At 60.5% G+C, this 23407-nt stretch carries 25 protein-coding genes; 19 read left to right on the top strand and 6 right to left on the bottom strand.

All coding sequences use genetic code 11. The annotated features are described in order from the left end of the window. Positions 1–201 precede the first annotated feature (201 nt). Both EOS_RS18475 and EOS_RS18470 read right to left on the bottom strand, forming a co-directional pair. The gene (locus EOS_RS18475; protein ID WP_047848104.1) at positions 202–1236 is read right to left on the bottom strand and encodes an L-idonate 5-dehydrogenase; all 1035 of its coding nucleotides are present in this window, start codon (positions 1234–1236) and stop codon (positions 202–204) included. A gap of 171 nt (positions 1237–1407) precedes the next feature. Next, the gene (locus EOS_RS18470) at positions 1408–2511 is read right to left on the bottom strand and encodes a porin (protein ID WP_047848103.1); all 1104 of its coding nucleotides are present in this window, start codon (positions 2509–2511) and stop codon (positions 1408–1410) included. Positions 2512–2941: 430 nt separating this feature from the next. Between EOS_RS18470 and nac the strand changes: the two genes are divergently transcribed. The 14 genes from nac to EOS_RS18400 all read left to right on the top strand — a co-directional run bounded on the left by nac (position 2942) and on the right by EOS_RS18400 (position 14892). Beyond that, on the top strand, positions 2942–3868 hold the full coding sequence (nac, locus tag EOS_RS18465) for a nitrogen assimilation transcriptional regulator NAC (RefSeq protein ID WP_047848154.1): 927 nt from the start codon (positions 2942–2944) through the stop codon (positions 3866–3868). A 158-nt stretch (positions 3869–4026) separates the two neighbouring features. After that, positions 4027–4500, top strand: coding sequence for an acetyl-CoA carboxylase biotin carboxyl carrier protein (gene accB / locus EOS_RS18460; protein WP_235442869.1), 474 nt, complete (start codon positions 4027–4029; stop codon positions 4498–4500). Between the two features lie 2 nt (positions 4501–4502). Next, positions 4503–5852, top strand: coding sequence for an acetyl-CoA carboxylase biotin carboxylase subunit (accC, locus tag EOS_RS18455; RefSeq protein WP_047848101.1), 1350 nt, complete (start codon positions 4503–4505; stop codon positions 5850–5852). A 92-nt stretch (positions 5853–5944) separates the two neighbouring features. Beyond that, the gene (pxpB, locus tag EOS_RS18450; protein WP_047848153.1) at positions 5945–6619 is read left to right on the top strand and encodes a 5-oxoprolinase subunit PxpB; all 675 of its coding nucleotides are present in this window, start codon (positions 5945–5947) and stop codon (positions 6617–6619) included. Beyond that, positions 6616–7620, top strand: coding sequence for a 5-oxoprolinase subunit C family protein (locus EOS_RS18445; RefSeq protein ID WP_047848100.1), 1005 nt, complete (start codon positions 6616–6618; stop codon positions 7618–7620). The genes pxpB and EOS_RS18445 overlap by 4 nt, the downstream gene beginning before the upstream one ends. A 4-nt stretch (positions 7621–7624) precedes the next feature. Continuing rightward, entirely contained in the window at positions 7625–8053 is a 429-nt protein-coding gene (locus tag EOS_RS43595; RefSeq protein WP_053063956.1) for an acetyl-CoA carboxylase biotin carboxyl carrier protein, read from the top strand. A 13-nt stretch (positions 8054–8066) separates the two neighbouring features. Beyond that, a complete protein-coding gene (locus tag EOS_RS18435; protein WP_047848099.1) occupies positions 8067–8834 on the top strand; it encodes a LamB/YcsF family protein in 768 nt (255 codons plus the stop codon). Positions 8835–8880: 46 nt separating this feature from the next. Next, positions 8881–9621, top strand: a complete 741-nt coding sequence (locus EOS_RS18430; protein WP_047848098.1) for an SDR family oxidoreductase — start codon at positions 8881–8883, stop codon at positions 9619–9621. Positions 9622–9649: 28 nt separating this feature from the next. After that, on the top strand, positions 9650–10648 hold the full coding sequence (locus tag EOS_RS18425; RefSeq protein ID WP_047848097.1) for a 2-hydroxyacid dehydrogenase: 999 nt from the start codon (positions 9650–9652) through the stop codon (positions 10646–10648). A 304-nt stretch (positions 10649–10952) separates the two neighbouring features. Next, positions 10953–11654: an amino acid ABC transporter permease gene (locus EOS_RS18420; RefSeq protein ID WP_047848096.1), complete on the top strand. Its 702-nt coding sequence runs from the start codon at positions 10953–10955 to the stop codon at positions 11652–11654. A 2-nt stretch (positions 11655–11656) separates the two neighbouring features. Beyond that, positions 11657–12406, top strand: coding sequence for an amino acid ABC transporter permease (locus EOS_RS18415; protein WP_047848095.1), 750 nt, complete (start codon positions 11657–11659; stop codon positions 12404–12406). Between the two features lie 26 nt (positions 12407–12432). Then, entirely contained in the window at positions 12433–13161 is a 729-nt protein-coding gene (locus EOS_RS18410) for an amino acid ABC transporter ATP-binding protein (RefSeq protein WP_047848094.1), read from the top strand. Positions 13162–13228: 67 nt separating this feature from the next. Beyond that, on the top strand, positions 13229–14077 hold the full coding sequence (locus EOS_RS18405) for a transporter substrate-binding domain-containing protein (protein WP_047848093.1): 849 nt from the start codon (positions 13229–13231) through the stop codon (positions 14075–14077). Between the two features lie 50 nt (positions 14078–14127). Then, on the top strand, positions 14128–14892 hold the full coding sequence (locus EOS_RS18400; protein WP_047848151.1) for a glucose 1-dehydrogenase: 765 nt from the start codon (positions 14128–14130) through the stop codon (positions 14890–14892). Between the two features lie 80 nt (positions 14893–14972). Here EOS_RS18400 and EOS_RS18395 read toward each other — a convergent pair whose 3' ends face one another. Then, positions 14973–15647 (bottom strand): RraA family protein, encoded by a 675-nt coding sequence (locus tag EOS_RS18395; protein ID WP_047848092.1) that lies wholly within the window; start codon positions 15645–15647, stop codon positions 14973–14975. Between the two features lie 42 nt (positions 15648–15689). Beyond that, positions 15690–16898 carry an aspartate transaminase gene (locus tag EOS_RS18390; RefSeq protein ID WP_047848091.1) on the bottom strand — a complete coding sequence of 403 codons (1209 nt, stop codon included), beginning with the start codon at positions 16896–16898 and terminating at the stop codon, positions 15690–15692. A gap of 248 nt (positions 16899–17146) precedes the next feature. On the opposite strand from EOS_RS18390, the gene EOS_RS18385 reads away from it, so the two are divergent. The 3 genes from EOS_RS18385 to EOS_RS18375 are packed head-to-tail and all read left to right on the top strand — an operon-like array spanning position 17147 to position 19711. After that, positions 17147–17875: a PIG-L deacetylase family protein gene (locus EOS_RS18385; protein WP_047848090.1), complete on the top strand. Its 729-nt coding sequence runs from the start codon at positions 17147–17149 to the stop codon at positions 17873–17875. Next, positions 17872–18567: a 4-carboxy-4-hydroxy-2-oxoadipate aldolase/oxaloacetate decarboxylase gene (locus EOS_RS18380; RefSeq protein ID WP_047848089.1), complete on the top strand. Its 696-nt coding sequence runs from the start codon at positions 17872–17874 to the stop codon at positions 18565–18567. The genes EOS_RS18385 and EOS_RS18380 overlap by 4 nt, the downstream gene beginning before the upstream one ends. 16 nt (positions 18568–18583) lie before the next feature. Continuing rightward, a complete protein-coding gene (locus EOS_RS18375; protein WP_047848088.1) occupies positions 18584–19711 on the top strand; it encodes a 4-oxalomesaconate tautomerase in 1128 nt (375 codons plus the stop codon). Here the strand turns inward: EOS_RS18375 and EOS_RS18370 are convergent. Further along, entirely contained in the window at positions 19699–20979 is a 1281-nt protein-coding gene (locus EOS_RS18370) for a LysR substrate-binding domain-containing protein (RefSeq protein ID WP_047848150.1), read from the bottom strand. The two genes, EOS_RS18375 and EOS_RS18370, sit on opposite strands and share 13 nt — an antisense overlap. Positions 20980–21034: 55 nt before the next feature. Beyond that, positions 21035–21736, bottom strand: coding sequence for a GntR family transcriptional regulator (locus EOS_RS18365; protein WP_047848087.1), 702 nt, complete (start codon positions 21734–21736; stop codon positions 21035–21037). A 393-nt stretch (positions 21737–22129) separates the two neighbouring features. Between EOS_RS18365 and EOS_RS18360 the strand changes: the two genes are divergently transcribed. Both EOS_RS18360 and EOS_RS18355 read left to right on the top strand, forming a co-directional pair. Next, a complete protein-coding gene (locus tag EOS_RS18360; protein WP_047848086.1) occupies positions 22130–22975 on the top strand; it encodes a gallate dioxygenase in 846 nt (281 codons plus the stop codon). After that, entirely contained in the window at positions 22972–23331 is a 360-nt protein-coding gene (locus tag EOS_RS18355; protein WP_047848085.1) for a protocatechuate 3,4-dioxygenase, read from the top strand. Before EOS_RS18360 ends, EOS_RS18355 begins: the two co-directional genes overlap by 4 nt. The last annotated feature ends 76 nt before the right edge of the window (positions 23332–23407 follow it).

Here is a 23407-nt window from a genome sequence, read left to right as displayed (position 1 = left end):
CCCTCGGAGCTAGAATTTAAGGCGTCGTGTTCGCACGGCGCCTTTTTTTTCGTTCGCACTCGGGGTTCTGTTTGGGGGTTAGTGGTCGGTTTAAGTTAGCTGATAGACCACTAAGGCCGAAAGCACCAACCCAGCCCCACCTCCGACCGCTAACCCTAAAACCGCCAAACCCCGTCCACCGGCGCGAGCGAGCCGCACTGGTCAGCCAAAATCCACTATGACTTTCATCGCTTTCGACCGGTCGTTCGCGGTTTCGAAAGCTTTGAGCGAATCGCGGTAAGAGAAGATATCCGATATCAGCGGCTTGGTATCGATCAACCGCTTGTTGAGCAGCTCAACGGCGATGGCAAATTCCTCATGAAACCGGAATGCGCCGCGCAAGTCGAATTCCTTGGCCACGATGACATTCATCGGCAGCGGCACGTCGCCCCCGAGACCGACCTGAACGATGACGCCCCGCGGACGGATCGCGTCGAACGCGCCACGCAATGCCGAGGCATTGCCGCTGGCTTCGAACAGCACGTCGAACGTGCCTTTCCCTGCGGCAAAAGGCAGGAGCGCGTCGGGCGCCTGCAAGATGTTGAACGTCTGGTCGGCACCAACCTCGCGTGCGCTTTTAAGCGGCAATTCATTGACATCGGTTGCCACGATATGCGCGGCGCCAGCGCGGCGCGCTGCCGCCACAATCAATGCGCCGATCGGACCGCATCCCGTGACCAGCACACGCTTGCCGAGCAACAGCCCCGCGCGGCGAACCGCGTGAAGCGCAACCGACAGTGGCTCGGCCATGGCGGCTTCGGCATCGCTCAGTGCATCCGAGACACTATGGGCCTGCGATCGATCGATCACAATCTCCTGGCGAAACGCACCCTGGACGTGCGGCGTACGCATTGCACTGCCGTAGTAGCGCATGTCGAGACAGTGGTTCTGCAAACCTTGCTGGCAGTATTCGCAGTGTCCGCAAGGCCGGCTGGGACTGATCGACACGCGGGTTCCGACGGGCATGTCAGTGACCTCGGTGCCTGTGCGCGACACCACGCCCGATACTTCATGCCCGAGCACCATCGGTTCCTTGATGCGAACCGTACCGAAGCCACCGTGATTGAAGTAATGGAGATCGGAACCGCAGATGCCGCCGGCGCGAACGCGGATCAGCAGTTGATGCGCTTCCGGTTCGGGAGTCGGAACATCTTCAATGCGTAAATCCAGCGGCGCGTGAATCACGAGTGCATGCATGGCGAAAACCCCTTGTTGAGCAGTGCGTTGAGCGTGCTCAACTCTACGGCCAGGTCTTCAGCTTGAACAAGATCGATTCGGTCTGGACCAATAGGCGCGCCTTATGATCGTGCTGCGATCCCACTGCGCGCGGCCTAGGCCGCGCGCATTCACAACGAGCTGGTCAGTCGATCAGAACCTGTGACGCAGGCCGATCGTCGCTTCAAACAGTGAGTTATAGCCAAAGAAGGGTTGGTTAGAGCCTGTACTACCCGCCAGCGTGGTCCATGCGCCGGTCAGGTGGTTGTAGTCCACGCCGACATAAACGTCGGTCCGCTTGCTGAGCAAGTAGTCAAGCGTCGGGCCAGTCGTGATCCGCGTTCCGCTTGTATTCGCGTGATGCAGGAAGTCGATATAAAACGGCAGCGCCACTTGCAGCGCGGGCGTGATGAAGTAGCTTGCTGCAACGGAGAACGAATCATTCCTGTAGTCAGCCGGATACACGTGGCTATAAATGTAGGAGCCGTAGATCTTGGCATCGCCGATCTTATAGGTCGCGCCTGCAGTAAATACCTTCTGCGAACTGTCAGGGATCGTGATGCCAAAATAGGTGCTGCCGTAAGCCGTCGTTGATGGCGTCAGGCCACCGATATTGTTGATGATCTGATAAGCAGCGCCCACGCTGAGCGGCCCGCGATCATAAGAAAGACTGACGGCCGGCGAAGAGTTCTGATGAACGTTCCCTGCGGTCTGGCCAAATGTGTAGGCGCTGCGCAGGGTGAAGCCGGCAAGGGTTGGCGAGGTATAGCGAGCCGTATTGTCGAGGCGTCCACCGCCGGTTTCCCCTGCACCCTGAAAGCCCGTGGTCCCGGTGTAGTTCGAGAACGCATAGATGTCATGCGTGTAGCCCATTTCATGCACGAGCGTGTACTGGCGGCCAAGCGTGACCGTGCCGTAGGGCGACACGAGCCCGACCATGGCGGTGCGGCCGAAAAGCCGGACCGCACCCGACGGGGTTGACTGCTGCGTCACGCCGGTGTTCGGTGTGAATCCGTTTTCGAGCTGGAAGATCGCCTTCATGCCGCCGCCCAGGTCTTCCGAGCCTTGCAAGCCCCAGCGGCTGCCCGACATTTCGCCGCCGCTTCCCATGGTGAAGAGCTTTCCACCGGTTCGGTTCTGGTGGGTATCGAAGCGAATGGCTTCATCGATAATCCCGTAGAGCGTAACCGACGACTGCGCGTGGGCGACACTCATGGCACACGTTGCACTTAGTACCGCGAAGCAAATTTTTTTCATGTTTTTCCCCTGTTGTCGAAAATCCAAACCCTGTGTTTCATGGCAAGCGTTTGCGTATTGCCGGCGCGCTCCTGGGCGGGCTGCATTCGCTTATCGTCGCCCAACATTCCGGGCGCTTGCGTGCTGCACTGCGCTCCCGGAACTACCCGTTACACGCCGGGCGTCCGATCGGAAACCCGGCACAGCGGAGCATTGGAGGTACTCCGGCATGGCCGTCTCGCGCGGTCGGTACCAACCGGCCTTTGTTGATGCGCAACGTTAAGCGGGTGAAAAAGTTAGCGCCAAGACGTCTTTGCGCTGACGCAATAACATCCACTTATGGATGAGAAATCCGAGGGGCGAATGCGCGAGACTGGGGTTTTTGATGGCTGTCAGCGGGGCGGACCTTGCCCTATCATCTGAAAATCGAATGACTTTTCAGGCAACGAACGTGAATCTGCGGCGACTTAGGTACTTCGTGAAGATTGTGGATATCGGCAGCCTCACGCAGGCTGCCGAGGTTCTGCATATTGCCCAGCCGGCGCTCAGTCAGCAACTGATCACGCTCGAAAGCGAGTTTCAGCAGCAACTCCTCGTGCGTACCAAGCGTGGCGTGACGGCGACAGAGGCGGGCGCGACGCTTTATCGGCATGCACAACTTATCCTCCGGCAATACGAGCAAGCCCAGGCCGATGTAAAGAGCGCCGGGCAGACCTTGTCGGGATCCGTGTCTGTCGGGCTTGCGCCGGGGACCGGCGCTTCCGCGTTGTCGCTGCCGTTGCTGACTTCGGTGCGGGCGCGTCATCCGGACATTCTTCTGTATATCAACGAGAACTTCGGCACCACGCTCAGCGAACTCATCATGAACGGGCGCATGGACATGGCCGTGCTGTACGGCGACAAGCCGGTCCATGGCCTCTCATTTCAGCTGTTGCTGAATGAGGAACTCTTTCTCGTGGCTCCACGCAGCATGGGTATCGCCCCCGGTCAGATTGCCGTTACCGATTTGCGCGACGTTCCGCTGCTGCTGCCCAGACCTTACAACTACCTTCGAAAATACGTCGACGAAGGGTTTGCACGCGTCCAGATGGTGCCCAAGGTCGTCGCGGAGATCGAGTCGGCAACCACGCTGGCTGCGGCGGTGAGCGCCGGCATCGGGGCCACGATCCTGCCGGATTCGACTGCGCGCGTGGTGGCGGGAGCGGGCGATGTCGTGCAATGCCGGATTGTCTCGCCCGTCATCAAGATCCCGCTCTCGGTCTGTTTGTCCGACCATCTTCCGCTTTCCGAGCCGGCCGCGGCGGTCAAGGACATCCTGCTCGAACTGGCTGCCGACCTTGCGCTGGGCGTCACGCCCGTGACCTGCGCCGAACCATAAGCGCGCCTTATCGCTACAAAGCCAAACTGTCTTGGCGCGAATCTTAAGCGCCGGATACATTGAGTTCATCGTAATTTGCCTGTGAGTGTGGCTCGCAGGCGTCGCGGTTTGCCGCACGCTGCCTGAGCGTCGGCGCACAAATAACCGGGCCGGACTCAATGATGGATCTAGAAAGAATCAAAGCCTTGATCGAGCTGCTCGCACAGTCGCCGCTGGCGGAACTCGAGTTGATAGAAGGTGACGACAAGGTTCGGCTCGTCAAGACGCCGGGTAGTCGCGAGGGTTCTGCCGGCGTTGCAACGGCACCCATGATGCCTGCGGGGTCACAAGCCGACTCACAAGCAGAAGCGCAAGCAGAGTCCCCGGCGTCTGCACCCGGCCACGCTGAAAGCGAAGCCCACGTGATCGAGGCGCCTATGTTCGGCATCGTGCATCTCACACCGGCGCCGGGCGAAGCGCCGTTCGTTCGGGTCGGCGATACCGTGACGCAAGGCCAGGTGCTCTGCACCATCGAAGCGATGAAAATGTTCAATTCGATCGAGTCCGAGTTCACCGGCACGGTCCTCGCAATCCTCGTCAATGCAGGAGACGAAGTCGAGTCAGGCCAGCCGCTGTTTCGGATCGGACGCTGATCATGTTCAACAAGGTTTTGATCGCCAATCGCGGAGAGATCGCGCTGCGCATTCAGCGCGCTTGCCGCGAGCTGGGACTGGAAACAGTCGCGGTCTACTCGGAAGCCGATGCGGATACTCGCCATGTACGTTTTGCTGACCAGGCGCTCTGCATCGGTCCGGCGGCAGCCGGGCAAAGCTATTTGAATGGCGCGGCGATCCTGTTCGCTGCGCATGTCAGCGGCGCTGAGGCCGTGCATCCGGGTTATGGGTTTCTATCGGAGAACGCGGACTTCGCCGAACAGGTCGAGGCAGCGGGTATGATTTTCATCGGCCCGGAACCTCGCTCCATACGCACCATGGGCGACAAGGTGGCCGCCAAGCGCGCGATGCGCGCAGCGGGTGTGCCTTGCGTTCCCGGCCCCGAAGGTGGCTTGCCTGAGGACCCTCAGAGCATCCTGAAGGCGGCTGCCGAGATCGGCTATCCGGTGATCGTGAAAGCGGCCGGTGGGGGAGGCGGCCGAGGCATGCGCGTCGTGCCTGACGCCGGACAATTGCTCGACGCTGTGGCCGTGACGCGCGAGGAGGCCCGTCGCGCATTCGGCAAACCCGAGCTCTATGTCGAGAAATTCCTCGAGCATCCGCGCCATGTCGAGATCCAGGTTCTGTGCGATACCCACGGCAACGCGCTCTGGCTTGGATCGCGTGACTGCTCGATGCAGCGGCGGCATCAGAAGGTCCTGGAAGAGGCGCCGGCGCCCGGCATCGATGCGGATCTGGTCCGTCAGGTCGGTGAACGCTGCGTAGAAGCGTGCAGGCAGAACGGGTACCGCGGCGTGGGGACGTTCGAATTTCTTTACGAGAACGGCGAGTTCTATTTCATCGAAATGAACACACGTTTGCAGGTTGAACATCCGGTGACCGAGATGACGTCGGGCATCGATGTAGTCCGCGAGCAGATTCGCGTCGCGCAAGGTCACGCGCTCTCGATGAGTCAGGCGGACGTCGTGACACAAGGTCACGCGCTCGAATGCCGTATCAATGCGGAAGATCCGTCGACCTTCATGCCTTGCCCCGGCCGTGTCTCGCATTGGGAACTGCCGGGCGGAAACGGTGTACGCGTCGATTCCCACATGAGCGCAGGTCTCACGGTGCCGCCGTATTACGATTCCCTGATCGCCAAGGTCGTGACCCACGGCGCGAGTCGCGCGGAAGCGCTCGCGCGCATGCGGATCGCGTTGTCGGAAATGCGTATTGAAGGCATTCGAACGAATGTGCCGCTACATCGCGCCGTACTCGACGATAACGACTTCTGCGCGGGCGGTGTCGACATTCACCATCTGGAACGCTGGCTGGCAAGGAGAACGAATTGAGCCCGATCCTCGAGCACGTGCTCGACGCAACGACTGCGGGCACCATGACTTCCGAGCGCCCTCAACGACATGTGCAAAGGAAAGCGCACTCGATGACCCCGATCGACGACCCGGATCAAAAACCGCGAATCAGCCTGCTGGGGACGAGCGCAATGCTGTTCGAAGCACCCGGTGAACTCGATCTGCGGACGCAGCGCCGCATCTGGGCACTCGGGCAACGCGCCGCGACGTGGGAGGGTATCCGGGAAGCCGTTCCCGGCATGTCGAACCTCATGCTCACGTTCGACCGGCCGCCGCGCCAGCCGGCCTCCCTCGCAGCCGCGCTGCACGACGCCTGGGCAGAAGCCCAAGAGCTGTCGCTCGAAGGCAAGACCGTTGTGTTGCCCGTTCAATACGGCGGCGATTTCGGACCACATTTGAGCGATGTAGTCGCGCACACAGGGCTCCCGGTGGACGAGATCGTCGCGCTGCATAGCGAACCGCTTTACACCGTCTATGCCCTCGGCAGCCACCCGGGCTATTGCTATCTCGGCGGCATGGACCCGCGCATTGCCGCGCCGCGCCGCAAGGTGCCGGTGCTCGGGTTGCCGGGCGGCGCGGTATCCATCGGCGGCGTCCAGACCGGCGTCTCGGCGTCAGCCGGACCGAGCGGCTGGAACACGATCGGTCACACGGACATGTCGTTCTTCGACCCGGCCCGCACGAACCCGGCCATGCTCGCGCCCGGTGACATGATCCGCTTCCGGGTCGAGAGGATTGTCAGATGATCGAAGTACTTTCCAACGCCGCTCTGGCGACGATTCAGGATCAGGGCCGCCAGGGCTATCTGCGATACGGCGTGGGCACGTCGGGCGCGATGGACCGGGTGGCGCTCGCCGTGGGCAACCTGCTGCTGGGCAACCCCGACGATGCTGCCGGCATCGAAATCCCGCTGTTCCCGTTTCGCGTTCGCTTCACGGAAGACGTGGCGTTCGCGTTGACCGGAGCCGACTGTTCGGCGCGCCTTGGCGAGCGTCCGGTATTGCCGTGGTGGACCTTGCAGGCGAAGAAGGACGACGTGCTCACCATCGGCGTGCCCGCAAGTGGCGCGCGGTGCTATCTGCTGCTCAAGGGTGGCGTCGATGTGCCCATCGTGCTCGGGTCGCGCAGTACGCAACTGCGAGGCGAGTTCGGCGGTTTCCTCGGCCGGCAGCTTCAAAAGGGCGATGTCATTCAGGCAGCGGCGGTTGAATCGGCGCACAGCGAGAAGGAAGGGGAGGTAGCCGGGTTCGGCGTGATGCCGCCTTCATGGACGCTTGGCGGGCTTGAAACGAGTCCCGTAGCCGACCCCGCTGACACGGTTGTGCGTGTGTTGCCAGCCGCCGAATATGAGGCTTACGAGCAGGACTCCATTGAAGCGTTCTGGCGGGAAAGCTGGAAGGTCACGCCGCAAAGCGATCGCTACGGATATCGCCTTGCCGGGCCGGTGCTGAATTCAAAACGTCCGGTGGAAATGCGCTCGCACGGCATCGTGCCGGGTGTGATCCAGGTGCCGCCCAGTGGCCAGCCGATCATCCAGTTGCGCGACGCCCAGCCGTCGGGCGGGTACCCGAAGATTGGCACGGTCATCGAAGCGGATCTTTGGCGGCTGGCGCAGGCGCGTATCGGCTCGAAGCTGCGCTTTGTGCAGACGAACTATGAGGAAGCCGTCGACGCGCTGGATGAACTCGACCGCTATATGACGAAGTTGCGGCACCTCGTCGGGCTCCATCGGGGCGACAGGCCGTAGCGAGATGACACAGGGAAAAGAATTGCAGATCAGCGAGCTTGAACAAATCACCGGATGGCTCGAAACGGCGGGTATCGGGTTTATCGAAATAGGCGGGAAAGGGACGGTGGTTCGGCTGACGCTCGAAGGCCAGACGCTCGGGGGGAAAAGCGCGGTGAATCCGCAACCTGCGCCAAGCGTGCGGGAGACGCAGGTCACAGCCGTTTACCCGGGTGTCTTGCTGACATGCCATCCGATGCGATCGACACCTTTCGTCGAACCGGGTGCTGCGGTCAGACAAGGCGATGTGCTGGGTTTGCTGCGCATTGCACAGCTTTGCCTGCCGGTGGTCGCGCCCTGCGACGGTGTCGTTGCGAAGTGGCTGGTCGAGCCGGGCGCAACAGTGGGATACGGGACCGCACTGATGACCTTCGCGCCGGCCCGCCACCTTTAAACGGAGTGACAACGTGGAAATCGATCTGAACGCGGACCTGGGCGAAGGTTTTGGCATGTACCGCATGGGCGAAGACGAAGCCATGATGGAGATCGTCTCGTCGGCCAACGTGGCGTGCGGCTATCACGCGGGCGATCCGGTGATCATGGACCGGACCGTGCGCATGACGCTTGGACGGGATATTGACCTTGGCGCCCATGTCGGCTTTCCGGATCTCCTTGGCTTTGGACGCCGGCCGATTCAAGCCGATCCGCTTGAACTCGCCAAGTACGTGCTGTACCAGATGGGCGCGCTCGCGGGCATTGCGAAAGCCGCGGGAGCGCATCTCACGCACATGAGTTTTCATGGCGCGCTCGGCAACATGGCGGCGGCATCGTACGAACTCGCTGAGCCGCTTGTGCGCGCCGTGGCCGATTTCGACAACCGCATCATCGTCAGCGTATCGACGAACACGCAGATCGAGCGTGCCGCCGACAAGATCGGCTTGCGGGTCGCCAATACTTTTCTCGCCGATCGTGCCTACGACAACGAAGGCAACCTCGTCTCGCGCAAGCTCGAAGGCGCCGTAATCAAGGATCGCGCAGCCGTGCTTGCCCGCGTCACGCAGTTGCTCGAGGACGGCACGGTCACGACAATCACCGGCCAGCGCCTGAAGATCGCCGCTCAGTCGATCCTGCTCCACGGCGACACACCCGGCGCAGTCGAACTTGCGCGCACGGTGCGGGGTGCGATCGAATCGGCCGGCGGGCGCATCGTGCCGGTATCGCGGCTCATCAAGTGAGCGCCACGGCGCGCCATTTTTAGTGAATCAAGCAGAGGGGTAATTCATGCCGTTTTCAGACTACAAGACCGCTTTAGTGACCGGTGCTTCAACCGGAATGGGCGCTGCGATTGTTGAACGCTTCTGCCGCGAAGGCCTCGAAGTCCACGCGCTCGCGCGCAACGCGGAGCGACTGAAGGAACTGGCGGAGCGCACCGGATGCATCCCGCACGCCATCGATGTCTGCGATCTTGCCGCCGTGACCCGGCTCACCGAGCAAGTGCCGTTCGATATCGTCGTGAACAATGCGGGCGTATCGCGCAAGGGCTCGATTCTCGACGCTAGCGTAGAAGATGTCGACGTGCAGGTTGAAGTCAATCTTCAGGCGGTGCTGCACATTGTCAGGTTGACCATGCCCGGCATGGTGGCGCGCGACCGCGGCCATATTGTGAACATCAGCTCGATTGCAGCCATCTATAACTTCGGCGGCAACTCGATCTATCACGCGACCAAGGCGGGCATTCACGCGCTGTCGCGCCAGTTGCGCGTCGATGCGACCGGCAAGCGCGTGCGCGTGACGGAGATCTGCCCGGGCCGCGTGGCCACCGATATCTTCGGGCACGTGCACGGCGATATTGAAGCGGCGCGCAAGCAATTCATCGACGGCTTCGAACTGCCTTTGCCGTCTGATATTGCCGATGCCATTGCGTTCGCCATTGCGGCGCCGCTCGCGGTCAACATCAGCAACATGGAAATTCTGCCGACGTTGCAGGTGCCTGGCGGCCTGACGACGATCAAGCGCGACTAAGCTCATTGCATCATCAGGAGATCACCCTATGCGTTCTTCCGTTCTCGTCACGCGGGCATCGTTTCCCGACATCGTGGAAAAACTGCGCGAACATTTCGACGTGACCGACAACCCGTCCGACACGGTGTGGACCCAGCAGGAACTGATCGCACGCCTGCAAGGCAAGCGCGGAGCGGTGACGGCGGGTAGTGACCGGATCGATGCAACGCTGCTCGATGCCTGTCCGGAACTGAAGGCCGTGTGCAACATTGGTGTGGGCTATAACAACGTCGATGTCGACGCGTGCACCGCGCGTGGCGTGCTCGTCACCAACACGCCGGACGTACTGACACACACCACGGCCGATTTCGGCTTTGCCCTCATGATGGCCGCAGCCCGTCGAATGACCGAGTCCGAGCATTTCCTGCGGGCGGGCGACTGGGTCACGACCGGTCGCTTTGACATGTTCGTGGGCGGCGACGTGTATGGCGCCACGCTCGGCATCCTGGGCATGGGCCGCATCGGACAGGAGATCGCAAAACGTGCGTCGCGCGGGTTCGACATGGATGTGATTTATCACAATCGCACGCCGCTGGCGGCGGCGATAGAGACAGAGTGCGGCGCGCGTTATGTGGAGAAGGAAGTGTTGCTTCGCGAGTCTGATCATCTGATTCTGGTCGTGCCTTATTCCGCCAGTTCGCATCACGCGATCGGTCGGGCGGAGCTCAAGCAAATGAAATCGTCGGCAACGCTGACGAACATCGCGCGAGGCGGCGTAGTCGACGATTCCGCTCTCGCCGAGGCACTGACCGAAGGCAGCATTGCCGCCGCCGCGCTCGATGTATTCGAGGGCGAACCCCGGGTCAATCCCGCGTTGCTGGCGTGCAAGAACGTTGTGCTAACGCCGCATATTGGCAGCGCGTCGATCAGGACCCGGCGTGCCATGGCGTCGCTCTGCGTGGATAACCTGATCGCCGCAATGAATGGCGGCCGGGTGCTCACCGCGGTTAACCCGCAGGTTCTGACGCAGGCGTCGGCACCGGCCTGAGCGGGCGGATATCGACATCGCTCAAGGACGTGCAGTGCTCACACTCACAGGGGCATTGAATGCTCTTCAGGGGATACTCAAAAACCAGCGCGGAGCCTTTTCTGGCTTGGCTCTGGCGCATCCATGCCGCGGCCATTCCCGAAACTTATCGTCCCAGATGAAAGGCGTCTGCATGGTCGTTTTTTTGCGAGCTAGTATGGATTCAAGGCGAACGTCGACAAGATCTTCCTGCAGTCAAAGTGGGATGTCATCGACCCACCCGGGCACCGGCATCAGGGTGCTCTGAACCCTTCGGACGCGTGACATGAAACTTCATTTCGATCTGGCGACAGTCCTTCAAGGCGACTACGGCGCATTGTTTCTGCATGGCGTCGAGCTTACGCTCGCGATGGCCGGACTGGCGTGGTGCCTGTCGCTCGTCGTAGGTATTCTGCTGACTCTGATCCGCCTGACCAACCGGCGGCCGGCCACGGCGTTCGTGGCTACCTTCGTGGCCTATCACCGTAACGTGCCGACGCTGGTGCAGATCCTGTTCTGGTACTTCGGCATTTCGACCCTGCTGCCCATGCCCCTGCAAGACTGGCTGAACCAGTACAACGGTCAGTTCATCTTCGCGGTCATCGCGATCGGGCTTTGCAGCGGCGCTTATTTGTCGGAAGACATTCGCAGCGGATTGCGAGCCATTTCCTACGGTCAATACGAAGCGTCGCGCGCACTGGGATTGAACTTCGTCAGCGGCATGCGTTACGTGATCCTTCCTCAAGCCTTGCGCAACTCGATTCCGCCGATGGTGAACCATGCTGTCGTGCTGTTCAAGAACACCAGCCTCGCGATGGCGATCGGGGCAGCGGAACTCACCTACGTCACGCGCAAGGTCGAGAACGAGACGTTCCTGTCGTTCGAGTCCTATCTGATTGCGACCGTGCTGTACCTCGCCCTTTCACTCGTGATCATGCTGGCCGGCGCCCGGATCGCAGCGCACTACCGCATTCCGGGAGTCAGGTGATCATGTTCGACGTCTTGCGCGACAACTGGACCTTGTTGCTGATCGGGCAGTATCCGCACGGCCCGATTGGCGGAATTGTGGTGACGATCCTGCTGTCCCTATCAGCACTCGTCATTGCCATTCCGTTAGGTATCCTCGTTGCATTGGCTCGCATCAGTCACTTCAAAGTATTGCGCGCCCCGGCAACGGCGCTTGTCTACACAGTCCGTGGCGTGCCGCTGCTGATGGTCATATTCTGGGTCTATTTCCTTGTCCCGGTGCTGACGGGTTATCCCGTGACCGGATTCGTGACCATGCTTTGCGCTCTCGTGATCTACGACTCGGCGTATCTCGGCGAGATCATTCGTGCCGGCATCGAAGCCTTGCCGAAGGGACAGACCGAGGCGTCAAGAGCGCTGGGCATGAGCTACCTGAAGACCATGCGCGCAGTGATCCTGCCGCAAGCGCTCTATAACGTGGTGCCCAGCATGGTCACGCAGTTTGTGTCGACCATCAAGGAGACGTCGCTTGGATACATCATCAATGTCCAGGAGATTTCCTTTGCAGCGGACCAGATCAACAACCGGCTTCTGACCAGACCATTCGCCGTCTACCTGATTCTCGCGTTGAGTTATTTCATTCTTTGCTATGCGCTGACGCAGCTGGCTCATTACCTTGAGCGGCGCGTGACACGCAAGCGGGCTGGAAAAGCCAACAAGGCGCGTCCCGGTGCGGAGCAATCGCTCCTTGAAGCGGCTGTGAGCGAGCACTGAGCGCCTAACCATTCAAAGGATCCGACATGATCAAATTTTCTGGCGTGAACAAATGGTATGGCGAATATCACGCGCTTGTGGATGTGAACGCCGAGGTACGCAAGGGCGAGGTCGTCGTGGTATGCGGTCCATCGGGTTCGGGAAAATCCACGCTGATTCGCACGGTCAACCGTCTTGAGGAAATCGACCGCGGCAATATCTCGTTCGACAACCAGAACATTCACGAGAAGAAAATCAGCCTGAATGCGTTTCGCAGCAAGGTCGGATTCGTGTTTCAGCAATTCAATCTGTTCCCCCATCTCTCCGTGCTCGACAACATTACGCTGTCACCCATGCGCGTACGCGGCATGAAACGCGCCGCGGCCGAGCGCAAGGCTGCTGACCTGTTGTCGCGCGTGGGACTGAGCAACAAGGCGCAGGCGTTCCCGGGGCAGTTGTCGGGCGGTCAGCAGCAGCGCGTGGCGATTGCCCGCGCGCTTGCAATGGACCCGCCGGCCATGCTCTTCGACGAACCCACGAGCGCGCTCGATCCCGAGATGGTCGGTGAAGTGCTCGGCGTCATGAAGAGCCTGGCGCAGGACGGCATGACGATGATGTGCGTGACTCATGAAATGGGTTTCGCTCGCGAAGTGGCGGATCGCGTGTGGTTCATGGATGCGGGAAAAATCATCGAGACTGCCGAGCCGGAAGCGTTTTTCTTGCACCCGAAGCATGAACGGGCCCAGCGTTTCCTGTCGGATTTGCGCACCCACTAAAGAGGCGTTCGTATCACGGTTTTCAAGCCAGGTCTTTCTTAATTCAATCCAGGTCAGGAGTTTTTCGATGCGTTCAAAAGCGGGATTAGCAAGCATGCTGGCGCTTACAGGGTGGGTCGCGTGCATCGCGTCTGCCCAGGCAGATCAGCTGTCCGATATCAAGGCGCACGGTACCTTGAGTTGCGGCGTGTACTCCAATGTAGAACCGTTCTCGTATCCGAACCCGCAGACGCGTCAGCTCGAAGGTATGGATGTGGATATCTGCACGGCGATTGCCAAGCAGATCGGCGTAAAAGTGAGTCTTGAGCCACTTGCCGTCGAAGCGCGCATTCCGCAACTGAAACTGGGCCGCGTAGACATGGTGGTCGCGAATCTCGCCTACACCAAGACCCGAGCCACGCAAGTTTCCTTTAGCGATGCATATTATTTGACCAAGGAAGTGCTGGTCGTCAAGAAGGCCGACGCCGGGAAAAAGCTCGCCGATTTCGCAGGGCAAAAAATCAGCGCAGCCGATGGCTCGACTTCGGCGCAATCAATCCCTATCTCGATCAAGGACGGTCAGGCGGTGACGTTCCATGACACCAGTTCCGCCTTCCTGGCACTGCAGCAGGGAAAGGTGAAGGGCTTCGTGACCAACCAGATGACCGCGATCAAGATTACCAAGCAGGTCGAAGGATCTGACGGCGCCGTCGCGATTGCATCCGAACCCATGTTGCTCGAACCCATCGCCGTTGGCTTGCGTCAGAACGAGCCGGCCATGCTCGGCGCCGTGAACAAAGCGCTGACGACGCTTGAGGCGAGCGGTGAAATGAGCGCGATTTTCGACAAGTGGCTCGGCCCGAAGACGCCTTACGGCCTCTCGCGTACCGACAAGGTGACGCCGATCGATCAGCTCAAGTTCACGCCGGTTTCCTGAGCACGGCGTATCGTGAACGCACGAATAACAAGGAGACGTTTTTGAATCAGATGCTCAAGATGTTTGATTTGTCGGGTAAGCGGGCGCTCGTTACTGGCTCGAGTACCGGGATCGGTTTTGCGCTCGCTCGAGGACTCGCGGCAGCCGGCGCGACGGTGGTGCTTAACGGCCGGAATGAGGCACGCCTTGCGGAAGCGGTGGAGCGTCTGCGCGCTGAAGGCTTGAGTGTCGATGCAATGAGTTTCGATGTGACGTCACCGTCGTCGGTATCGGCGGCGATCGAGACCATCGAACGTGAGCACGGACCCATCGACATTCTTGTCAACAACGCCGGGATGCAGCGTCGCGCACCTCTGGACCAGTTTTCGCACGAGCAGTGGCAAGAGTTGATGAGGACGAACGTGGACAGCGTGTTCCTGGTCGGACAGGCGGTCGCGCGCTTCATGATCACGCGTGGCGCCGGCAAGATCGTCAATATCTGCTCCGTTCAAAGCGAACTGGGACGCCCCGATATAGCAGCCTATACGGCGACAAAAGGCGCAGTGAAAATGTTGACCAAGGGCATGGCGATCGACTGGGGCAAGCATGGCATCCAGGTGAACGGGCTCGGGCCGGGCTACTTCAAGACCGAGCTGACCGAGGCGCTTGTCAACAACGAAACGTTTAGCGCATGGCTCGTCGGGCGTACGCCGTCGCGGCGCTGGGGTGATGTGGAGGATCTGGTGGGTGCCGCCATCTTCCTCACGAGTTCCGCGTCGAACTTCGTCAATGGACACATTCTTTATGTCGATGGCGGCGTGACGGCCACGCTTTAAACCGCTCTAAACAGAAGAAAGCAAAAAGCGCGTTGGTGGTCACAGGAACCACAACGCGCTTTTTTAAGTCTCGGACGGCCTTAGTTGTTGCACCGCTCCTCGAGCGCATCGATAAACGCGCGGTCCCACTTGCCCTCTCTCATGGCCTGCATAGTGCGCGCTTCAGCCGCCAGCACCGCATGCGCCTTTTCGATCACGGTTGCGGCGTCTTCCTGAGGAATCGCCAGCACGCCGTCCTGATCGCCGACCACGATATCGCCGGAATTCACCACCATGCCGCCGACGGAGACTGTCACGTTGATTTCGCCCGGACCGTCCTTATAGGGGCCACGGTGCGTAACGCCCCGGGCATAGACCGGAAACACGCGGCTGCGGATTTCGGCCACATCGCGGATGGCGCCGTCGATCACGATACCCGCCATGCCGATGCTCGCAGCATAGAACGTGAGAATGCCGCCGATGACCGCGTTGTTGAGGTCGCCGCCTGCGTCGATGACCAGCACGTCGCCCGCGCGGCAAAACTCGAGGGCGCGCAAATACGTCAGGTTATCGCCGCCGCGGGAGCGCACGGTGACGGCTGTTCCGGCCATCGTCTGCGCGACTGGTTGATGGTAGGGCGAAAGACCTGTCGTGCCGATATTACGATGCATGTTGTCGCTCAATGCCGACACGGGAATGTCGCGCAACGACTCGAGGATCGCGGCATCGGCCTGGCTGGCTGAAGGATTCTTGCGGATGGCTTTATAAGTGGACATGACGTGATCGATGAAAACGGTTAATGAGTTCCGCGACGTCGCTTAGCGCAGTGCCTTTACTGCAGTAGCAATGCGGCGACAGCCTTCCTCGAGCACATCGAGTGATGTCGCGATTGAAAGCCGGAAGTAGGGCGACAAGCCGTAAGCCACGCCCGCGACGACTGCAACGCCGACACTGTCGAGCAGATACATCACCACGTCAGTGTCATTGGCGATGACCTTGCCTTCAGGCGTGCTCTTGCCGAGCAACGCCGCACAGTTGATGTAGAGATAGAACGCGCCGTCCGGTTGACGGCAGCTCAAGCCCGGAATGGCATTGATCATTTCGAGCGTCACGTCGCGCCGCTTTTTATAGATCGCCGTGCTTTCAGTCACGAAGCTTTGATCGCCGTTGAGCGCGGCCGTCGCAGCCGCCTGACTGATCGAGCAGCAATTACCGGAGGACTGGGAAAGCAGCGTGTCGAGTGCGACGATCAGGTCTCGCGGACCTGCCACGTAGCCAATTCGCCAGCCGGTCATGGCATAAGTCTTCGACACGCCGTTGATCGCGAGCGTCCGGTCGCGCAGTTCCGGCGCGGCCTGCAGGAAGTGGGGTGTGCTTTTGCCGTCGTAGCGCAGGTGCTCGTAGATGTCGTCCGTCATGACGAGCACGTGAGGATGGCCGGCCAGAACATCGGCCAAAGCGCGGTACTCGGCGAGCGTGTAGCTGGCCCCGGTGGGGTTGCTCGGCGAGTTGATCAGCAGCCAGCGAGTGCGGGGCGTGATTGCAGCCTCGAGTTGCGAAGGCGTGATCTTGAAGCCGTTTTCTTCCGGGCATGCAACTGTTACCGGCGTCCCGTCGCAGGCGAGCACCATGTCAGGGTACGAGACCCAGTAGGGCGCCGGCACGATGACTTCATCGCCGGGTTCGAGCGTGATGGAAAATGCGCTATAGATCGCGCTTTTCGCGCCATTCGTGACAATGATTTCGTTCGGCGCGTAGGCCAGGCCGTTTTCGCGAGCCAGCTTCGCCACAATGGCTTCACGAAGTTCGAGCTTGCCGGCCATCAGCGTGTACCGGGTGTCGCCTTTGTCCATGGCGGCAGCGGCGGCTTCGCGAATATGTTTCGGGGTATCGAAATCGGGTTCGCCGACCACCAGATTGACGATTGACTTGCCCTGGCGACGCAACTCGTTGGCGCGGTCTGCCGCGGACGTGCTTGGAGACGGCTTGATGCGCCGCACTCGAGCGGCGATTCGGGAAGTGCTCACGGAACTCCTTGCAACGGCTGTGGGATTACCCGTAACAGTAGAAGCGACGGAAAATTTAAGCCAAGACGGTTTTGGTCTCGCGTGAGAAGAAACGCTTATGGCATGGTTCGATCCGGTCGCCCGCCTGACCTGCAACGTGGTGCCCAATAAATAGATTCGATGGCATACGACGGCTGATTCGTTGATCGGTTGAGCGCCTCGGCTCCTACAATTAGCTCTGGCAACGGCTGAATAAAGGTGAGCGGGAAATGGCAGAAAAATCGATGCTGGTGGTCAGCGCGCATAGCGCCGACTTTGTATGGCGAGCAGGTGGCGCGATCGCGCTGCACAAACAAAACGGATATCGGGTCAAGGTGGTGTGTCTGTCTTTTGGTGAGCGTGGAGAGTCGGCGAAGCTCTGGCGCAAGGGCGAGATGACCGTGGAGAAGGTCAAGGCGGCGCGTCGGGAGGAGTCGGAGCGGGCGGCAGACATTCTTGGCGCCGAAGTGGACTTTTTTGATCTCGGCGATTATCCGTTGCGCGTGTCGGACGAAGCACTAATGCGGCTTGTCGATGTCTATCGGGAAGTGCAGCCGGCGTTCGTGCTGAGTCACTCGCCAAAAGACCCCTACAATTTCGATCATCCGCTCGCGATGCATGTCGCGCAGGAAGCTCGAATCATCGCGCAGGCCGAGGGTCACAATCCCGGGCAGAAGATCGTTGGCGCACCGCCGGTGTACGCTTTCGAGCCCCATCAGACCGAACAATGCGAGTGGATACCCAACACGTTCCTTGATATCACCGAGGTGTGGGACATCAAACGGCGTGCAATCGAATGCATGGCCGGTCAGGAGCACCTGTGGGACTACTACACGCGGGTTGCACTGCAGCGCGGCGTGCAGGCCAAGCGCAACATTGGCATCACGGCGGCTCTCGACATCAAATACGCTGAAGGCTATATGCGACTGACGCCCGCAGTGACGGGAGACCTGGCATGAAACGCGGCGTGGTGGTGACAAACATTCCGCGCGCCAATGCGCACGACATCGCGGTGCTGCAACAGGCGGGCGCTGCGACCGTGCATGAAGCGCAAAGCCGGCTCGGCCTGCTGGCCTCGTATATGCGTGCGGTTTACCCGGGCGCGACAATTGCCGGATCGGCCGTCACCGTGCTCGTACCGCCATCGGACAACTGGATGCTGCACGTCGCAGTCGAGCAGTGTCGTGAGGGCGACGTGCTGGTTGTGGCGCCCACATCGCCCTGCGAAGATGGATACTTCGGAGAGCTACTCGCTACCTCGCTCGCGGCGCGCGGTGTGCGCGGTCTCATCATCGATGCCGGGTGTCGCGACGTGCGCGCATTGAAAGAGATGAATTTCCCGGTCTGGTCGAAAGCGGTCTCCGCACAAGGCACGGTCAAGGAAACGCTTGGTTCGGTCAACATCCCGTTGGTGTGCGCACAGCAGATCGTGCATCCGGGCGACGTGATCGTGGCCGATGACGACGGTGTCGTGGTGGTCCCGCTCGCCACGGTGTCACGCGTGGCCGAGGCTTCGCAGGCACGCTTGGCCAAGGAAGAGAAAACGCGTGCTGTGCTCGCCGGCGGCACGCTTGGGCTCGACTATTACTCCATGCGCGAGCGGCTTGCGGAAAAGGGCCTGCGCTACGTCGAGTCGGCTTCGGACGCTTGAAGGAAGGAGGGTACCGATGTCCGCAACTGCACGTAGCAGCCAGACCCGCATTCCATGCATGATGATGCGCGGCGGCACGTCAAAGGGGGCCTATTTTCTGGCCTCGGACCTGCCCGTCGATCCCGCCGCCCGCGATCGCGTGCTGCTTGCCGTGATGGGCTCGCCCGATCCGCGTCAGATCGATGGGATCGGTGGCGCCGATCCCTTGACGAGCAAGGTTGCGATCGTCTCGCGTTCTACGCGAAACGACGCCGACGTCGACTACCTGTTCGCTCAGGTCGTAGTCAACGAAGCGCGGGTCGACTTCGGGCAGAACTGCGGCAACATTCTCGCGGGTGTGGGTCCTTTCGCGATCGAGCGCGGTCTCGTCGATGCGCGACAGAGCAGTACGCAGGTCGCCATCCATATGGTGAACACAGGGCAGATTGCAGTGGCGACTGTGCTGACGCCCGGTGGTCGCGTGATGTACGAAGGGGACGCGAGGATCGACGGCGTGCCAGGCACCGCTGCCGCCATCCCGCTCAAGTTCCGGGATACCGCAGGCTCGACTTGCGGTTCTTTACTGCCGACAGGTCGTCTGATGGACACAATCAATGGTGTCGACGTAACCTGCATCGATAACGGCATGCCGCTTGTGCTAATGCGCGCAAGCGACTTGGGCCGCACCGGCTATGAGACACGCGAGCAGCTCGACGCGGATGACGAGTTGAAGGCGCGTATTGAAGCAATTCGCCTTGTGGTTGGGCCGCTGATGAACCTCGGTGACGTAAGCGGGCGCACGGTGCCGAAGATGTGCCTCGTCGCCGCGCCGCGCAACGAGGGGACAATTTGCACGCGCAGCTTCATTCCGCACCGGTGCCACGCATCGATCGGCGTATTGGGTGCAGTGAGCGTCGCGACGGCTGCCGTGCTGCCTGGCACGGTCTGCGAAGGCATTGCCAATGTGAAACCGGAGGGCGAGCACGTGCGAGTGTCCGTCGAACATCCGACCGGCGAGTTCACAGTGGAGCTTGTGCTCGGTGGCGATCCTATGAAGCCTGAAGTGCTGAGCGCGGCCCTGCTTCGCACCGCCCGATGGCTGTTCGATGGAGTCGTGGGTATTTCCCCCTCCGTGTTCAACGGCCAGTCGTCTCAAACTGTTTGATGCGGCTCTTTGCGCCGGGATAAATGTCCCGCGGTTTGGGTTGCGCGGGCCACGTCGGCTACCGCCAGCCGGATTGCATCGATTAACGCACGCGCCGCAGGAGAGGGCGTGCCTTCGGCGCGCACGGTGAGCCCAATATCGCGCCGCGTGTTGTGCAACGCAATGTCGAGGGCTGTGAGCTGACCAGACTCGCACTCGTAATACAACTGCTGGGCAGACAGCGCGGCCACCATGTCTGTCCCTGACAGCAACCCGCGAATGATCGCGAGGTCCGCCGTTTCGACGGTCGGCATGGGCGGCTTCAGCTTTGCGCGCCGGAACTGGGCTTCGAAGAGACCGCGCGCGGGAGCCTGACTGCGAGGCAGAATCCATTGAGCATTGCGCAAGTCAGCGATCGTCAGTCCACGTACATTTGCAAGGGGATGATCGCGGCGAGCCAGCACAACCATGTCTTCCGACATCAGCCGCTCGTTCTGCAGGCCGCTCGCTGCGTCGTTGCTGCGCAATGCGCCCAGGATGAAATCGATATCCCCCGCTCGCAGACCGGCCACGAGTGTTTCATAGGCACTCTCGTCGGTCACCACGCGCACGCCGGGATGCTGCGCGCTCATGCGGCCAATCGCGTCGGGAAGGATCAGTGTCCGGCCGAGCGGCAGCGCGCCGACCGTCACCGCACCCTGGATATTTCCGTGCTGCGCGGCGATGTCGTCCGGCACATGACGCAATTCGTTCAATGCACGACGCACATGCAGCAAGAAGCTTTCACCTTCGGTGGTAAGCAGGATGCCGCGCGGGCTGCGATGGAAAAGGCCCAGGCCCGACCCGCTTTCGAGAACGCGGATAGCGCTGCTGACAGCCGGCTGGCTGATGCCAAACGCGCTCGCAGCCGTCGGCATGTGGCGGTGGCGTGCCAGCGCGACGAACATCTGGAGCCGTCGCGTATTGAGCAAATAGGCCGGCAGTGCGCCTTCCGCAAGGGCACGCCGGCGTACCTGCCTTGCCGCGCACCACTGCGCGAGTTCTTCGAGTTCAGCAAAGATCCGCTCGCAACGCTCAAGTACGGCACGGCCGGTCGGCGTGGGCAACATGCCGGACGGTTTGCGCTCGAAGAGGGATTCACCGAGCGCGGATTCGAGCTCCTGCACGGAACGCGTGACGGCGGATTGCGCGCGAAAGAGCTCAGCGGCGGCACGTGTCGCGCTGCCTGTATCGGCCACGAGTTTGAACGCCCGCAGATGGGCGAGATTGAGAAGTTCGCTGTTGCTCACGGATAGAGTCGTGGTGAATGGCACGCGATGGTTGAGAGGGGGCATGAAGCCGGCGTCATGCTGCCCCGGCAATCAGATGAAGCCTGGAAGAAGAGAGGTTGAGGCTTTCCTTCGAAATATTCGTATGCTCCTTCATCAAGGCTTCCACACGCGCACCTTCGCCATTCAAAAGTGCTCCCACGATCGCATGATGCTGGCGGTGCGCGTACATCAGCATCACGAACTGACGCTCTCTCGCAGTTTCATCGAAGACGACCGTGGAGGGAGAGACGAACGGAATCTTGTCATTCAGCCTGAGCGCGGCGCTGGCTGCGGTATTTTGCGCAGCATCGACAATGAGCTGGTGGAAGCGTCCATTCATTGCCGCATATCGCGCTTCATCGCTATCCCTCAGGCGACCGGCGCTGAAAATTGCGTCGCCTGCCCGCAGACATTCTTCGAGCGATCGCGCGAGTTCAGTGTCGACCCGTCGTTCGGCAACGCAACGAGCGGCGAGCCCTTCGAGCGCTCCGCGCACATCGATTGCATCCAGGACGTCGCGTACGCTGAAGCGCCGCACGACGTAGCCTCGCGCGCCCGACCGTTCAAGCAGCCCTTCGGATGACAGCACGCTGAGGGCGTAACGCAGCGGCGTGCGTGACACACCGAGCCATTGTGCGGCCTGCGCTTCCACGAGGCGCTGCCCCGGTTCCAGCTCACCGGAAAGGATTTTTTCGCGCAGCGTCTGAACAATTGCCTGCTGGGTGGTTTCGTTCATGTTTACCTGTCTCTCCTGTTGGAAGTATAGGGGCATGCGAACTGCCGCACAACGCGCGAAGGGGGGGATTGCGAGTTCGTTATTTTTCCATCTGATTTGGTTATGGCCTGTAGATCGGTCAGTACGGAAAATACATCTCTGTCGCGAATTTGGGATACCAAATGGTCCTTACACGGCACGGCTTTCAGCGACTTCAATTCCAACGATCAAACGAAAAATGGCTGAAAAATGCGAATTTATTGAATCGAATCAGGTTAACCCGTACTTTGTGAAAGTATCGGTTTTGTATATCTTCGTATCCCAACAGGCCTTTGTTCGTACCCTATGGACAGAAGCGACCTATTCAATCTATGCGCTTGAAGAAAGCGGGCGGAAGCAACGGAAGGCATCGATATGGCAAGGATTGTAGGCGGGATCGGCACGTCGCACGTACCCACGATAGGCATGGCGTACGACAAGGGCAAGCAGAACGATCCCGCATGGGCGCCTCTCTTCAAAGGCTACGAACCGGTGGCGAAGTGGCTGGCGGAACGCAAGCCTGACGTGATGGTGATGTTCTACAACGATCACGCAAACAGCTTCTTCTTCGACTGCTATCCGACCTTCGCACTGGGCGTTTCTCCGAACCACGAGTTCGCAGACGAGGGCGCGGGCAAACGTCCACTGCCGGACATTGCCGGGCACCCGGATCTCGCGATCCACATCGCCGAGCAACTGGTCTCGGACGAGTTCGACCTGACGATCTTTCAGGACCGGCCGCTGGACCATGGCTGCAACTCGCCGCTGTCGCTGATGTTGCCGCACGAGGGCGGCTGGCCATTGGCGCTCGTGCCGCTTGAAGTCAACGTTCTGCAATATCCACTGCCGACAGCAAACCGCTGCTATCGCCTTGGTGAGGCGCTACGCCGCGCGATCGAGTCGTTTGACCAGGATCTCGATGTGGTAGTGGTCGGTACCGGAGGCCTGTCGCATCAGGTTCACGGAGAGCGGAGCGGCTTCAACAACACGGACTGGGACACGGAGTTCCTGGACCTGATCGTCCATGATCCCCAGCGACTGGCGGCAATGAAGCACGTCGACTATGCGCGCCTCGGTGGCGCCGAGAGCGTCGAAACCATCATGTGGCTGGCGATGCGCGGCGCACTAGGACCCAGGGTTCGCGAGCTTCATCGTAGCTACTATCTCGCGACCAGCACCGCGATGGCGGTGACGATCTATGAAGACGAGGTGACGCAATGAACCCTCAACTGATCGGCATCGAAAAACTGACCGGTACCTATCCGTTCGATATTCGCCAGAGCATCAAGGCGATGCGTCTGAACCGTTTTTTCTGGCAGATGCGCGAGCCGCAGCCGCGAGCGCTCTGGCTCGAAGACCGCGCATCTGCGTACGACGCAGCAGGCTTGACCGAGGAGGAGCGGGCACTGGTCGACAACACAGACTGGCTTGGCCTGATCCGCTACGGCGTGTGCTTCTTCGTGCTCGAGAAATTTGCTCGGGTGGTGAAGATTACGAACCTGGGCATGTACGCCAGTATGCGGGGAGAGACGCTCGAAGCGTTTCTCAAGACACGCAAGGTGCCGGGGGCGGTTTGAGGTTATGAGGCTGACGCGTTAGCGCCGGGTTAGCGGTTAACCGCCTTTCTTTTGCATGGAAATATGACCCCGGAGT

Source organism: Caballeronia mineralivorans PML1(12) (assembly GCF_001028175.1).
GTDB lineage: Bacteria > Pseudomonadota > Gammaproteobacteria > Burkholderiales > Burkholderiaceae > Caballeronia > Caballeronia mineralivorans.
The sequence above is the reverse complement of the archived record's forward strand: the minus strand, read 5'-3'. Positions and strand labels throughout refer to the sequence as shown.

What these genes read in the sequence shown, in the direction of transcription:
- EOS_RS18475 (WP_047848104.1), bottom strand. Translation starts at nt 1,236, where the DNA reads ATGCATGCACTCGTGATTCACGCGCCGCTGGATTTACGCATTGAAGAT.
- EOS_RS18470 (WP_047848103.1), bottom strand. Translation starts at nt 2,511, where the DNA reads ATGAAAAAAATTTGCTTCGCGGTACTAAGTGCAACGTGTGCCATGAGT.
- accB (WP_235442869.1), top strand. Translation starts at nt 4,027, where the DNA reads ATGATGGATCTAGAAAGAATCAAAGCCTTGATCGAGCTGCTCGCACAG.
- accC (WP_047848101.1), top strand. Translation starts at nt 4,503, where the DNA reads ATGTTCAACAAGGTTTTGATCGCCAATCGCGGAGAGATCGCGCTGCGC.
- pxpB (WP_047848153.1), top strand. Translation starts at nt 5,945, where the DNA reads ATGACCCCGATCGACGACCCGGATCAAAAACCGCGAATCAGCCTGCTG.
- EOS_RS18445 (WP_047848100.1), top strand. Translation starts at nt 6,616, where the DNA reads ATGATCGAAGTACTTTCCAACGCCGCTCTGGCGACGATTCAGGATCAG.
- EOS_RS43595 (WP_053063956.1), top strand. Translation starts at nt 7,625, where the DNA reads ATGACACAGGGAAAAGAATTGCAGATCAGCGAGCTTGAACAAATCACC.
- EOS_RS18430 (WP_047848098.1), top strand. Translation starts at nt 8,881, where the DNA reads ATGCCGTTTTCAGACTACAAGACCGCTTTAGTGACCGGTGCTTCAACC.
- EOS_RS18425 (WP_047848097.1), top strand. Translation starts at nt 9,650, where the DNA reads ATGCGTTCTTCCGTTCTCGTCACGCGGGCATCGTTTCCCGACATCGTG.
- EOS_RS18420 (WP_047848096.1), top strand. Translation starts at nt 10,953, where the DNA reads ATGAAACTTCATTTCGATCTGGCGACAGTCCTTCAAGGCGACTACGGC.
- EOS_RS18415 (WP_047848095.1), top strand. Translation starts at nt 11,657, where the DNA reads ATGTTCGACGTCTTGCGCGACAACTGGACCTTGTTGCTGATCGGGCAG.
- EOS_RS18410 (WP_047848094.1), top strand. Translation starts at nt 12,433, where the DNA reads ATGATCAAATTTTCTGGCGTGAACAAATGGTATGGCGAATATCACGCG.
- EOS_RS18405 (WP_047848093.1), top strand. Translation starts at nt 13,229, where the DNA reads ATGCGTTCAAAAGCGGGATTAGCAAGCATGCTGGCGCTTACAGGGTGG.
- EOS_RS18400 (WP_047848151.1), top strand. Translation starts at nt 14,128, where the DNA reads ATGCTCAAGATGTTTGATTTGTCGGGTAAGCGGGCGCTCGTTACTGGC.
- EOS_RS18395 (WP_047848092.1), bottom strand. Translation starts at nt 15,647, where the DNA reads ATGTCCACTTATAAAGCCATCCGCAAGAATCCTTCAGCCAGCCAGGCC.
- EOS_RS18385 (WP_047848090.1), top strand. Translation starts at nt 17,147, where the DNA reads ATGGCAGAAAAATCGATGCTGGTGGTCAGCGCGCATAGCGCCGACTTT.
- EOS_RS18380 (WP_047848089.1), top strand. Translation starts at nt 17,872, where the DNA reads ATGAAACGCGGCGTGGTGGTGACAAACATTCCGCGCGCCAATGCGCAC.
- EOS_RS18375 (WP_047848088.1), top strand. Translation starts at nt 18,584, where the DNA reads ATGTCCGCAACTGCACGTAGCAGCCAGACCCGCATTCCATGCATGATG.
- EOS_RS18365 (WP_047848087.1), bottom strand. Translation starts at nt 21,736, where the DNA reads ATGAACGAAACCACCCAGCAGGCAATTGTTCAGACGCTGCGCGAAAAA.
- EOS_RS18360 (WP_047848086.1), top strand. Translation starts at nt 22,130, where the DNA reads ATGGCAAGGATTGTAGGCGGGATCGGCACGTCGCACGTACCCACGATA.
- EOS_RS18355 (WP_047848085.1), top strand. Translation starts at nt 22,972, where the DNA reads ATGAACCCTCAACTGATCGGCATCGAAAAACTGACCGGTACCTATCCG.